The organism is Vibrio mediterranei (assembly GCF_013364395.1).
In the GTDB taxonomy this organism is placed as follows: Bacteria; Pseudomonadota; Gammaproteobacteria; order Enterobacterales; family Vibrionaceae; genus Vibrio; species Vibrio mediterranei.
In genome coordinates, this window is sequence record NZ_JABXGK010000001.1 from 820,833 (window position 1) to 834,004 (window position 13,172).

Consider the following 13,172-nt stretch of genomic DNA (forward strand, 5'->3'; position numbering starts at 1 on the left):
ACCTAAAAATTATGCCAAAAACCGCAGTCTGACCACTGCGGTTTTTTTATATTTTGCTGCTGTTTTATTCTATAATTTGGCCTCTCTTTTCTGATACATATAAATTATCCATGCACCAGACATTTTCTAGATTCGCACTTGTGCTTTGCGCTTCTTTGGCGACCACGACTTCATTGCATGCTGAAGAATCAGTGGTGCCTTTATTTGAGGCGACACCTAATCCAACAACAGACACTCTGGATGATGTGTTGAGTATATTTGGTGCAGAGCAAGAGTACGACGCTCAGCAAGGACTTAACTCGAGCTATATTCCGGCCGTGTTCTATACCCCAGAACAAGGTTTAGGGCTTGGTCTTTTGTATGTTGGCCTTTATGGTGAACTGTCAGAGGGGGCGGGGCAACCTTCGTCTATGGTTATCAACCCATATGCTTCTAGTAACGGTTCAATGGGTATTACGTTCAGTAACAAGCACTTCTACAATTCGGGTAACGACCGTATATTCACTGACATAAAAGTGTTTGATGATGCCGCCGTCTACTACGGTCGCGGCTACGAGAACGGTCAACAAGACGATAATAAGGTCAACTTTAAAGAGCAAGTCATTGATATCAAACCTACGTGGCTTACGAGAGTGAAAGGCGATTATTTCTTAGGTCTCGGTGGTAACATCAAATCGGTGCGCCCTCATGAAAAGGAATTTGATAATCAGTCAGCGGACTACCTTGCTGATGAGCTAACCGATAACACTAGCTACGGTGTGTTTTTATCTAATGTTTATGACACACGTGATAATGTGACCAATGCCTCTAAGGGAACGCTATTGCAAGCGGATATCGGTTATTACCATGATGCAACCAACTCCGCAGATTTTGGTAAATATTCACTGAAAGCTTCACAGTACCATTCACTAACACCTGTGCCAGGATTACTGGCTTGGCAAGTACAAGCGAACTTAACTTCCGGGAATGTGCCATGGAATCAACTGCCCGATCTTGGTGGTGCTGATGCTATGCGTGGTTACATACTTGGTCGCTACCGTGACAACCAGATGATGATGGGACAAGTCGAGTACCGCTTGCCAGTGTATTGGAGAGTAGGTGTCGTGTTCTGGGGTGCAGCTGGCACCGTTGCCGATGACGTTTCAGGACTTTGGGACAATACACTTGCGAGTGCTGGTACGGGTTTGCGCTTAAAGATCAAAGACAAGGTTAATGTGCGTGCTGATATCGGTTACGGTGAACATGGTGGTACCTTCTATTTCCATGTTAACGAAGTCTTCTAAACAGAATTTTTGCGTTGGTTTTGTGCGTTAGTGTTATGCATTTAGCGAGCGCAATCAAAAATATTAAGGGTTGATAGCTTATATGGACATATCCATATCGCTTGTTGAGCTGGAAGATTGTCACGCTTTGTTATTGTTTGAACGGCAGAACAAAGCGTGGTTTGAGCAGCATATTCCTCCAAGGGATGACGGCTTCTACAGTCAACAAGGTGTGGAAGAGCATATTCGTGAACTGGTACTGTTTCATAGAGCGAAACTTTGCTACCCAATGCTCATTCGTAATAACGAAGGAGAGATTTGCGGTCGAATTAATCTCAATATCTCTGAAGCCGACATGAATTATGCAGAGGTGGGGTATCGAATCGGCGAGGCCTATACGGGAAAAGGTGTCGCTAGTTTTGCGTTGTCACTGCTTGTAGATTACGCAAAAAAAACTGCCGGTCTGAAAACCCTCAAAGCGCACGCATTAACGTCGAACTTGGCCTCACAAAAAGTGCTTGAGAATAATCAGTTCAAGCGCATAGAAAAGATCAACGATTTTGCGGTACTTCATGAGATCTGCTCAGATGCATATTTATATCAGCGTGAGATTTAGAGTCTAAACTAAACTCGAAAATAGCTTGGCAGGTAGTGGTGTCAGCAATACAAAGTGGTAATAACAAAAAAGCCGACTCAGTGAGTCGGCTTTCGTTTGTATGGTGGGGGGGGACGGATTCGAACCATCGAAGGCAGTGCCGTCAGATTTACAGTCTGATCCCTTTGGCCACTCGGGAACCCCCCCAGGGTTTTTATACTTGTTTCGCCGTTTTCCCAACGCAGCGCTTCAAGTTTGTCTAATTGTTGATAACAACTAAACAGAATATGGTGGGGGGGGACGGATTCGAACCATCGAAGGCAGTGCCGTCAGATTTACAGTCTGATCCCTTTGGCCACTCGGGAACCCCCCCAGGGTTTTTATACTTGTTTCGCCGTTTTCCCAACGCAGCGCTTCAAGTTTGTCTAATTGTTGATAACAACTAAACAGAATATGGTGGGGGGGGACGGATTCGAACCATCGAAGGCAGTGCCGTCAGATTTACAGTCTGATCCCTTTGGCCACTCGGGAACCCCCCCAGGAGTTTTTATACTTGTTTGATGTTTTCCCAACACATCACTCAAGTGCGGAGCGCATCATAACAAACTGCGCATAGCTGTAAACCCTTTTTTGAGGATTTTGAATTGAATGGTGCCTTTTTGGACAAAGACGCTTAAAAAGCGTGTTTTTAGTCATTATTTATTAACCAGCGCGGTGTTACATTGATTGTACGTGGATGGTTTCTAAATAGATGAGCATCAAATGTAAATAATCTCTTTAGATTACATTTACACTTCTTGACGTTACTCCTCGTATTACTCGCTACACTATCTGTAGTTTTTACACTGAAGACAAACACGATGAAAAACAAAACAATAATCGGTTTGCTGGCACTGTCTATTCTTAGTGCTTCACCAGCAACCTTCGCCAAAAGGAACGTTGGCTCCAAGGCTATCTCAGTAGTGACTGAACCTGTTGCCATCCATCAAGTTTCTCAATCTCTCTCATTAGTTGGCAAATTAGAAGCGGATCAGTCAGTTATTATCGCCTCGGAAGTCAACGGTATCGTCGATGAAATCAAAGTCACCGCTAACCAAAAGGTTGAAAAAGGTCAGCCTTTGGTCTTACTTAATGACGATAAAGCGCGAGCTGCTGTCGCTGAAGCAAAGGCTTATACCCGTGATCAAAAGCGTATCCTTGCTGAATTTGAGCGTCTAGTAGACCGCAATGCAATTACTAAAACCGAAATTGATGCTCAGAAAGCTGCGGTAGAAATTGGTAATGCACGATTAGACGCGGCTAATGCAAACCTTAACGATCTTTATATCGAAGCTCCCTTCACAGGTACAGTGGGCTTAATTGACTTTAGCCGAGGAAAACTGGTCAGTGTGGGTACTGAGCTGCTGACTTTAGATGATCTCTCAACGATGCAACTCGACCTTCAAGTTCCTGAACACTACTTACCTATGCTTGAAAAAGGTATGGATGTGACCGCCAGAACATCAGCATGGGGTACACGTATTTTCACAGGTAAAGTGGTTGCAATCGATACCCGAGTGAATCAGGAAACCCTCAACCTTCGAGTTCGAATTCATTTTGAAAATGATGAAAACCGCCTAAAACCAGGCATGCTTGCGCAGGCTAGAATGGAATTTCCTCCAATCGAAGCACCTATTATTCCAGTTCAGGCTTTGGAATACTCGGGAACTAAGCGTTTTGTTTACGTCGTTGATGAAAATAACAAGGCACATCGCACGGAAGTATTCTTAGGTGCGCGCGTTGGTAACCAAGTGGTGATTGAAAAGGGTTTAGAAATCGGCCAGCGTATTGTGGTTCAAGGTATCGTAAATATGCGTGATGGTGCCTCGGTTCAAGAAGTGAAATCCGAACCGACAGCAGGTCGCACCGGTGACAAGCCAGCGGGCAATGACAAGGAAGCGAGCTAATGTTGTTATCTGATGTTTCTGTTAAACGTCCGGTAGCGGCAATCGTATTGAGCTTGCTGCTCTGCGTGTTCGGTATTGTTTCCTTTAGTAAACTCGCCGTTCGTGAAATGCCGGACATTGAAAACCCAGTTGTTTCTATCTCTACTCGTTATGAAGGGGCATCGGCTACCATCATTGAGAGTCAGATCACCTCTGTGATTGAAGACCAACTTTCTGGTATCAGTGGTATTGATGAAATAGAGTCGACCACGCGAAACAGCATGTCACGTATTACAGTGACATTTGAACTCGGCTATGACTTGAATACCGGTGTTAGTGACATTCGTGATGCCGTAGCCCGTGCGCAGCGCGCTCTTCCAGATGAGGCGGATGATCCTCTGGTGTTTAAGAACAATGGTAGTGGTGAAGCGTCGCTGTACATCAACCTTAGCTCTTCAGAGATGGACCGCACTCAGCTTACTGATTATGTGAACCGTGTTTTGGTCGACCGTTTCAGTCTTATCTCTGGCGTGAGCTCGGTGGATATTTCAGGTGGCCTATATCAGGTGATGTACATTAAGCTCAAGCCTGCTTATATGGCTGGTCGCGGTGTGACAACGTCAGATATTACCTCGTCACTACGCAGCGAAAACATCGAAAGCCCAGGCGGCGAAGTTCGAAATGATGCCACTGTGATGTCAGTGCGTACCGCACGCGCTTACAACACACCTGTCGATTTTGAGTATCTGGTAGTTAAGCGCGCTAGTGATAATACACCTATCTACCTAAAAGATGTCGCTGATGTTTATGTGGGCGCAGAAAACGAAAACTCGACCTTTAAGAGTGATGGCGTTGTTAACGTTAGTATGGGAATTGTGCCGCAATCTGACGCAAATCCGCTACAAGTCGCTGACTTAGTTCATAAAGAAGTTGAGCGCATGCAGCAGTTCCTTCCACAAGGGACAAGACTGGCGATTGACTACGATTCTACCGTCTTTATCGATCGCTCGATTTCAGAAGTGTATAACACGCTGTTTATTACCGGCGGTTTGGTTATCCTCGTGCTTTACATCTTTATTGGCCAAGCTCGAGCTACATTGATTCCAGCCGTGACGGTTCCAGTGTCGCTCATCTCGTCTTTTATCGCGGCATATTTCTTTGGCTTCTCTATAAACTTAATTACCTTAATGGCACTGATCCTTTCAATCGGTCTGGTGGTCGATGATGCCATTGTGGTAGTCGAAAACATTTTCCACCATATCGAACGAGGGGAGTCACCTCTGTTAGCGGCCTATAAAGGGACGCGTGAGGTAGGGTTTGCCGTTATTGCCACTACACTGGTTTTGGTGATGGTGTTCCTGCCTATCTCATTTATGGATGGCATGATCGGGTTGCTGTTTACTGAGTTTTCGGTATTACTGGCGATGTCGGTGATCTTTTCCTCATTGATAGCATTGACGCTAACGCCGGTGTTGGGAAGCACTATTCTAAAAGCCAATGTGAAACCGAATCGCTTTACTCAGTTTGTCGACAAGGGATTTAGAAAGCTTGAGCGCGGCTACAAAGCGGCTTTGGTTAAAGCCCTTAAATTGAGATGGATGGCACCAATTATCATAGTGGCTTGTATTGGCGGTAGTTTCCAATTGATGCAACAAGTCCCTGCCCAATTAACACCGTCAGAAGACCGTGGCGTTATTTTTGCCTTCGTTCGCGGTGCCGATGCGACCAGTTATAACCGTATGGCTGCAAATATGGACATCGTTGAGAAACGTCTTATGCCGCTATTAGGGCAAGGTTTCTTGAAGTCGTTTAGTATTCAATCGCCTGCCTTTGGCGGTAATGCGGGTGACCAAACGGGCTTTGTTATCATGATCTTAGAGGATTGGAATGATCGTGATATCACGGCACAAGAATCTCTCAATGTGGTGAGAAAGTCTTTGGCGGGTATTGCCGATGTCCGTGTCTTCCCATTTATGCCGGGCTTCCGAGGAGGGTCGAGCGAACCTGTGCAGTTTGTTATTGGTGGTTCGGATTATCACGAGCTACAAACATGGGCGGATAAACTAGAGTTGGCAGCGGAACAGTCTCCGTTTATGGAAGGGGCAAGTACCGACTATTCTGAGAAAACGCCTGAACTTGTTGTGACGATTGACCGTGAGCGTGCCGCAGAATTAGGCATTAGTGTGTCTGATATCTCGGATGCGTTAGAGATCATGCTTGGTGGTAAAAGTGAAACCACCTATGTAGAACGCGGCGAAGAGTATGACGTGTATCTGCGTGGTGATGAGAATAACTTTAATAACGCCAATGATTTAAGTCAGATCTATATGCGAACTAAGTCCGGCGAGTTGGTTACTCTAGATGCGGTGACTTCCATCGAAGAAGTGGCATCATCAATTCGTTTGTCACACTACAACAAGCAGAAATCGATCACCATTAAGGCCAACCTATCGGATGGTTACACATTAGGTGAAGCGCTCGATTTCATGGATCAACAAGCTGTGGAAATGCTCCCTGGTGATATCTCGGTAAGCTATGCGGGTGAATCGAAAGACTTCAAAGAAAACCAATCCAGTATCTTAGTCGTGTTTGGTTTGGCTCTGCTGGTGGCTTATCTCGTACTAGCCGCTCAGTTTGAAAGCTTCGTAAACCCTCTCGTGGTAATGTTTACCGTACCTATGGGTGTTTTTGGTGGCTTCTTAGGTCTGGTAATCATGCAGCAAGGACTGAATATCTACAGCCAGATCGGCATGATCATGTTGATCGGTATGGTGACCAAGAACGGCATCCTGATTGTAGAATTTGCCAACCAGTTACGTGATAAAGGCGTTGAGTTTGAAAAAGCCATTATCGATGCTTCAGCACGACGTTTACGACCCATCATGATGACGGCATTTACCACGCTCGCAGGGGCAATTCCGCTGATTCTGTCGACTGGAGCAGGCTATGAAAGTAGAGTCGCAGTGGGTACGGTAATCTTCTTTGGTATGGCTTTCGCTACCTTAGTGACCTTGTTTGTAATCCCAGCGATGTATCGACTTATCTCTGCTAAGACCAAAGCGCCAGGGCATGTTGAAGCTGAACTCAATAAAGCGCTGAGTCACGACGTTAAAGCGCGAACCAGCCATGGCGAGTTAACCGACAGCTAAAACCACAGATTAAATTAAAATCACGGTTTCAATTAGTCTCATAAAATGCTCAGTTTCGACTGGGCATTTTTTCGTTTGTTGGTTAGGATTGTTGAGTACAAAAACAATCAATAAGGAAAGTAAAGTGGCTGAATTTAAATACAAAGATCTTCCTCAAGAGCAGCAAGATAAACTGGATGCGGCGGTATTTCGTAAGCTGTTGACTCACCTTGATGAAAACAAAGATGTGCAGAACATCGATCTTATGATTCTTGCAGGATTCTGCCGTAACTGTTTTAGCAAATGGTATAAAGCAGAAGCTGAAAATGAAGGATTGGCGCTGGACATCGATGATGCCCGAGAGCGTGTTTACGGTATGACTTATGATGAGTGGAAAACCAACCACCAACCTAAAGCGACACCTGAACAGTTGGCCGCGTTTGAAGCGCGTCAAAACAAGAAATAGTCATTAGATTCTCTTCCTTTTGAGGAAGAGAATCACTTTTTTGTGATAGCCATTTAAGTCGATAAATCGCCGCAAGACGCTCACCCGTCCATACCCTAATCGGGGTATACCCACTGCCACTAATCACAACTTACTCTTTAGTCCATTTCTATTTAGCACCTCAATGCTAACGTTAATAAAGAATAACAAGAACCGCAGTGGTCATGATTTATGTTTGCATCCAAAAAACAGTTACTAAACACTCAGCAGCAGTTGCAACAGCAAAAACAACAGACGGACACTTTCGCTTGCCAGATTGAGCAATTGCAGCAAGAGTTGGCGCTTCGTGAGCAAACTATCGAGCGGCTGGAGCAGCAGTTGTCTTCGCAGAAAACCCGTTCGCGTCGATTCTTAAATAGCGTGACGACGCAACTGATCTCCACCACCGCCAATATTGAACAGGCCAATAACCAACTTATCGCTCAAAGTGATCAGTTGCAGGCTAATCTTGGCGTGTTTGAAAGCACTCAGCAGCAGTTGCATGCTATGTATCAGTCGCTGGATGAAGTCTCTCAGTCAGCGGCAACGAGCAAAGAAACCGTCGCAGCTCTTCAGGTACTTACCAGCGATATCACTCAGTTTATTAGTATTATCCACCAGATATCCGAGCAAACGAATTTACTGGCGTTAAATGCTGCCATTGAAGCGGCGCGCGCTGGTGAGCATGGACGTGGTTTTGCGGTAGTCGCGGATGAAGTACGTTCATTGGCGGGTAGAGCCAATGAAGCCGCCAGTGAAATTTCCGGATTGGTTGAACGCATTGAAGGTAGCACGAATCGAGCGGGAGACAATATTGAATTGGTCTCAAGCCAAGTCGCGGAAGCGTCACGAGGTGCGGCAGAGATAGTGCAAGATACCCAGTCTATTTTGTCTCTCTCATCTGATACGGTAGATGTGATTTACAAAAGCACAGTAGATATTTACGCTTCAAGCGCAATCGCACAATACACCAATATGTGGACGACTGCCCATTCTAAACTCATCGGCGCCGAATACGAACATTCGCTATTAGAGCTCAAAGAACACGAAACCATCTTTGGTCAAATAGTGGCTCATCATGATGAAACCCGCCAGTTAGCTAGTGTTGGCGGGCCTTTGCAGTTTTTCGGTGACAAAGCCAAGTCTTATCATGATTGCCTGCAGCGCGTGGCGAATGATGAAGCTGATGTGGAACTGATTGGCCAGTTAGATGATAGTTATAGAGACCTTGTACACTATATTTCGGAAGCTCAAGAGCGTGTTAAATCTGATTATCAGCGCTATTAATACTGTTTGAATCGTAACAAATAAAAACGCCACTTCGCTTACCGAAGTGGCGTTTGGTCTTCATTGAAGATTAAGCCAGTTCACCTGTCGCTTCGAAGCTTTGTAGCTTGTCAGTGTAAGGTTGTAGATCGCCAATGTTGTTATTAATCCACTCAGCATTGTAGTAAGTGTCTAGGTAACGCTCGCCACTGTCACATAGTAGGGTGACAATAGAGCCTTTCTCGCCGCGCTTTTTCATTTCGCCAGCCAATTGCAACACACCGTATAAGTTAGTACCTGTCGATGCCCCGACTTTACGACCTAACATTTTCTCCAACCAGTGGATGGTAGCAATACTTGCCGCATCAGGAATGGTGCGCATTTCATCGACCACACCTGGGATAAAGCTAGGCTCCACACGAGGACGGCCAATGCCTTCAATTTTGCTACCACAGTCACCGGTAATATCAGCATTACCTGTTTTGAAGAAGTCATGGAACACGGAATTCTCTGGGTCGACAACACACAATTTAGTGTCGTGCATTTGATAACGTATAAAGCGTCCGATTGTTGCAGATGTACCGCCAGTTCCTGGGCTCATTACTACCCATGTAGGAATCGGATGATCTTCTAGCTCCATTTGATTAAAAATCGAGTTGGCAATGTTGTTGTTACCGCGCCAGTCTGTAGCACGCTCTGCGTAGGTAAATTGGTCCATATAGTGACCGTTAAGTTCTTTCGCTAAGCGGTGAGACTCTGCATAGATTTGGTCAGGACGATCAACTAGGTGAGCTTTACCGCCGTAGAATTCGATTTGCTCGATCTTCTTACGAGCTGTGCTCTTTGGCATAACCGCGATAAATGGCAAACCAAGTAGGCGCGCGAAGTAAGCTTCAGAAACCGCAGTGCTACCTGATGATGATTCAATAACTGTCGTCTTTGGACCGATCCAACCGTTACAAAGCGCATAAAGGAAAAGAGAACGCGCTAAGCGGTGTTTTAACGAACCAGTAGGGTGTGTACTTTCATCTTTTAGATAAACATCGATACCCTCGATGCTTGGAAGATCGAGTTTGATGAGGTGCGTATCGGCTGAGCGTTGGAAGTCTGCCTCAATTTTACGAACGGCGCTGTTAATCCATTTAATATCGGTACACATAAGTTTTGTTTCCTACTTTGTTATCGGTATGGTGATAATTTACCTACGTATCAAGAGAAAAACTTTGCTATATTGACTTTGAATTCCCCTATAGGTAGAAAACTTTTCTATTTGGAGCTGTTTGTGGATATAGATAATACTGATAAGAAGTTGTTAGCGCTGTTGCAACAAGACGGCACCTTGTCGTTGAACGATCTGGCAGAGGCCGTCAACCTGACCACGACCCCATGCTGGAAGCGCCTAAAAAAGCTTGAAGACAACGGCATTATTGAAAAGCGCGTCGCTTTGCTAGACCCAGAAAAGCTTGGCTTGTCATTCACCGCTTTCGTGCAAGTCAAAACGACTGATCACTCACATGAGTGGTATAAAGAATTTGTCGAAACCGCATCACTTTTTCCTGAAGTGATGGAGTTTTATCGCATGGCGGGTGAGTATGACTACATGATGAAAGTACTGGTTAAAGACATGAAATGTTTTGATGAGTTCTACAAAAAGTTGGTCAATAGTATTGATGGTTTATCTAATGTGACCTCGACATTTGCCATGGAACCGTTGAAGTACACCACGGCGTTACCGATACGTTGATTCAGTAAAAGCTCTCAACTTATTGCCATCAAGCTTGCTTCGTCTGAGTAATCACTCTATAAAAATAGACTAGATTCATATCAAAATTGGCAGGCAAAGGAGTGTCATATGCTGCATCAGTTAATGGTGTCGGTAAAAAAACCGTTTATCAAAATGGTACCAGTGCCTAAGCCAGAGTGCTTGTCGGGCTCTGGTCAAGTACTTAACGTTCCATCACTATGTCATCAGTATTCAGTGAAAAGGCCGTTAGTGGTAACGGATGGAGTGTTGAGAAAACTGGGGCTGCTCGATGATATGCTGGCCGCATTAGACGCCGCCGCTATTGAATACAGTTTGTTTGATGAAGTCCTTCCTGACCCCGACTTTGCCACGGTTCGCAAAGGCGTTGAGCGTTATAAACAGCAGAGTTGCGATGGCATTATTGCGTTCGGAGGTGGGTCACCAATGGACTGCGCTAAGGCGATTGCTGGCAGTGCGAAATCTAACAAAGATGTCTCTAAGCTGACGGGATTGCTTAAAGTACACCGTCCACTGATGCCCATTATTGCGATTCCAACAACAGCAGGCACAGGCTCTGAAGGGACGGTAGCGGCGGTAGTCAGCGATGTAGAGTCCAAAATGAAGCGCTCTATTACCGATCCGTTCTTAGTCCCGAAAGTGGCGGTGTTAGACCCTGATATTATGTTGGGCTTACCCCCACAAATTACCGCAGAAACGGGGGCGGATGCCTTAACTCATGCCGTTGAATCCTATCTGAGCCAATATTCAAATACCTTTACTGAAACGTGCTCAATCAACGCAATTCAAGCAATTTTCGACTATCTTCCAGCTGCTTATCTGCAAGGTAGTGACAAAGACGCGCGAGAAAAAATGGCTATAGCGAGTTATGAGGCTGGCTTGGCGTTTACCCGAACTTATATTGGTTATGTTCATGCAATTGCCCATCAACTAGGGGCTTTTTACCATGTTCCTCATGGTAGGGCGAATGCGGTGGTATTGCCCCATGTACTTCGCTTTATTGAACAAAGAGATAACGCAAGACTGACAAAGCTGTCGTTGGCCTTGGGATATAAAGACAGTCATCACTTTATTGAAAATGTCGATTCGTTGCTCCGTACTCTGAATATTCCAACGGTGATACCGGAGCTTAAGAAGTCCGACATTCCTCGCTTGGCAAAACAAGCGATTAAGGAAGCGTTTGGTGAGTATCCGGTACCTGAAGAGATGACGGTACCGGAGTGCCAACAACTATTAGACACATTACTTGATACAGGAGCGCATTAATGAGTGCAGTTGAACTCAATGAACAACAGATGATAGAGCGGCTTCAAGAACAGAAAGTCGCATTTAAAGAGTCTCCTTGTATTAGTCGCGAACTCAGACGCGTCAACCTGCTCAAACTGGAAAAAATCCTGCGAGAGAATCAATCTGAGATCTGTGAAGCCATCGCTAAGGACTTTGGGCATCGTTCTTCAACAGAAACAGCGCTGCTAGAAATTTTTTCTTCCATTGATGGCATTATTGATGCCAGAAAGCAGCTAAAAAAATGGATGCGTCCAAAACAACGTCATACTTCAGTTTGGTTCTGGCCTGCGAAAAATAAAGTCGTGCCTCAACCGTTAGGTGTCGTTGGGATTATCGTACCTTGGAACTATCCCCTTTATTTGGCTGTGGGGCCTATGACCGCCGCGTTAGCTGCGGGTAACCGTGTCATGGTAAAAATGTCGGAGAACTCAACTCATCTCTGCCAAGCTTTAGCGCAAGCATTTTCCAGTGCATTTACCGAAGATGAAGTGTGTTTTATCTCCGAAACTGGCTCGACGGGTAAAGCGTTCTCAAAACTGCCATTTGACCATCTTATCTTTACTGGTTCAGGTGCGACGGGCCGCAAGGTTATGGCGGCGGCGGCAGAAAATCTAACACCGGTGACCTTAGAATTGGGCGGAAAATCGCCAACCATCATCGCACCAGATTACGATGTGAAGAAAGCACTAAAGCGTATCCTTGGCGGCAAAGTGTATAACTCTGGGCAGACATGTGTGGCACCAGATTATTTGTTAGTACCGGAAGACAAGCTCAAGCAGGTGATTAAAGCGGCGAAATCAGTGATGAAGAGTCGTTATAAAACCATTGACCACCCAGACTACACTGCAGTGATAGATGAGGTGTCGTTTACTCGTCTTAACGAGACGCTTCAATCGGCGAAGGAAGGGCAGGGCGAGGTGATTAACCTTATCCCAGCAAGTGAGCCAGACGCTCAGACTCGACGTTTTCCTTTACATTTAGTGGTAAGCCCCGCTTGCGATGAGCCTGTCATGACCAGAGAGATTTTTGGTCCTATCTTGCCAGTGCTGATTTACAAATCCATGGACGATGTTTACCATTTCATTAATGAACGTGACCGACCACTGGCGCTGTATCTATTCTCTGATGATAAAGAACTGCAACAAGCGGTGTTGGAAAACACCATGTCCGGCGCGCTAACTATCAATGATGTGATGCTTCATGTGGCACAGCATGATTTGCCGTTCGGTGGTGTAGGACCAAGTGGTATGGGGCATTATCATGGGCGCGAAGGGTTTGAGACTTTTTCTAAACTGCGTCCAATTATGCACCAAGGCAAGATGTCAGCGATTGGCTTTTTGCATTCACCTTACTCAGGATTCGCTCGTCGTGTGGTGAATTATCTAATCAATCGAAAGTGGGGCAAATACCCTCACTAACCTGAGAATCAGAGTCAGGACGAAAGGCGGGGATGATTCCCCGCC

Annotated in this window: 10 protein-coding genes and 3 tRNA genes; 9 read left to right on the plus strand and 4 right to left on the minus strand. The window is 45.4% G+C overall.

Annotation, left to right across the window (positions count from 1 at the left end; all coding sequences use genetic code 11):
• The first annotated feature begins 110 nt into the window (after nt 1-110).
• Both HOP38_RS04075 and HOP38_RS04080 read left to right on the plus strand, forming a co-directional pair.
• Nucleotides 111-1,283, plus strand: coding sequence for a BamA/TamA family outer membrane protein (locus HOP38_RS04075; protein WP_198557461.1), 1,173 nt, complete (start codon nt 111-113; stop codon nt 1,281-1,283).
• 82 nt (nt 1,284-1,365) lie between these two features.
• A complete protein-coding gene (locus HOP38_RS04080; RefSeq protein WP_198557462.1) occupies nt 1,366-1,878 on the plus strand; it encodes a GNAT family N-acetyltransferase in 513 nt (170 codons plus the stop codon).
• Between the two features lie 101 nt (nt 1,879-1,979).
• On the opposite strand, the gene HOP38_RS04085 is transcribed toward HOP38_RS04080, so the two are convergent.
• The 3 genes from HOP38_RS04085 to HOP38_RS04095 form a co-directional block, all read right to left on the minus strand.
• Nucleotides 1,980-2,064, minus strand: a tRNA-Tyr gene (locus tag HOP38_RS04085).
• 81 nt (nt 2,065-2,145) lie between these two features.
• Nucleotides 2,146-2,230 (minus strand) — tRNA-Tyr (locus tag HOP38_RS04090).
• Between the two features lie 81 nt (nt 2,231-2,311).
• Nucleotides 2,312-2,396, minus strand: a tRNA-Tyr gene (locus HOP38_RS04095).
• Nucleotides 2,397-2,717: 321 nt separating this feature from the next.
• Here HOP38_RS04095 and HOP38_RS04100 point away from each other — a divergent pair.
• The 4 genes from HOP38_RS04100 to HOP38_RS04115 all read left to right on the plus strand — a co-directional run bounded on the left by HOP38_RS04100 (nt 2,718) and on the right by HOP38_RS04115 (nt 8,681).
• The gene (locus HOP38_RS04100) at nt 2,718-3,803 is read left to right on the plus strand and encodes an efflux RND transporter periplasmic adaptor subunit (protein WP_081875878.1); all 1,086 of its coding nucleotides are present in this window, start codon (nt 2,718-2,720) and stop codon (nt 3,801-3,803) included.
• A complete protein-coding gene (gene vexH / locus HOP38_RS04105; protein ID WP_198557463.1) occupies nt 3,803-6,931 on the plus strand; it encodes a vibriobactin export RND transporter permease subunit VexH in 3,129 nt (1,042 codons plus the stop codon). The genes HOP38_RS04100 and vexH overlap by 1 nt, the downstream gene beginning before the upstream one ends.
• A 124-nt stretch (nt 6,932-7,055) precedes the next feature.
• Nucleotides 7,056-7,376: a DUF1244 domain-containing protein gene (locus tag HOP38_RS04110; protein ID WP_006071398.1), complete on the plus strand. Its 321-nt coding sequence runs from the start codon at nt 7,056-7,058 to the stop codon at nt 7,374-7,376.
• Between the two features lie 210 nt (nt 7,377-7,586).
• Complete coding sequence (locus HOP38_RS04115; protein WP_006071397.1) at nt 7,587-8,681, plus strand: methyl-accepting chemotaxis protein; 1,095 nt, start codon at nt 7,587-7,589, stop codon at nt 8,679-8,681.
• A 70-nt stretch (nt 8,682-8,751) separates the two neighbouring features.
• Here the strand turns inward: HOP38_RS04115 and HOP38_RS04120 are convergent, their stop codons facing one another.
• Nucleotides 8,752-9,819, minus strand: coding sequence for a PLP-dependent cysteine synthase family protein (locus HOP38_RS04120; RefSeq protein WP_198557464.1), 1,068 nt, complete (start codon nt 9,817-9,819; stop codon nt 8,752-8,754).
• A gap of 123 nt (nt 9,820-9,942) precedes the next feature.
• Here HOP38_RS04120 and HOP38_RS04125 point away from each other — a divergent pair, with 123 nt between their 5' ends.
• The 3 genes from HOP38_RS04125 to HOP38_RS04135 all read left to right on the plus strand — a co-directional run bounded on the left by HOP38_RS04125 (nt 9,943) and on the right by HOP38_RS04135 (nt 13,127).
• Nucleotides 9,943-10,404, plus strand: a complete 462-nt coding sequence (locus HOP38_RS04125; protein ID WP_063605778.1) for an Lrp/AsnC family transcriptional regulator — start codon at nt 9,943-9,945, stop codon at nt 10,402-10,404.
• Nucleotides 10,405-10,512: 108 nt separating this feature from the next.
• A complete protein-coding gene (locus tag HOP38_RS04130; RefSeq protein ID WP_198557465.1) occupies nt 10,513-11,688 on the plus strand; it encodes an iron-containing alcohol dehydrogenase in 1,176 nt (391 codons plus the stop codon).
• Nucleotides 11,688-13,127, plus strand: coding sequence for a coniferyl aldehyde dehydrogenase (locus HOP38_RS04135; protein WP_198557466.1), 1,440 nt, complete (start codon nt 11,688-11,690; stop codon nt 13,125-13,127). Before HOP38_RS04130 ends, HOP38_RS04135 begins: the two co-directional genes overlap by 1 nt.
• Nucleotides 13,128-13,172 lie beyond the last annotated feature (45 nt).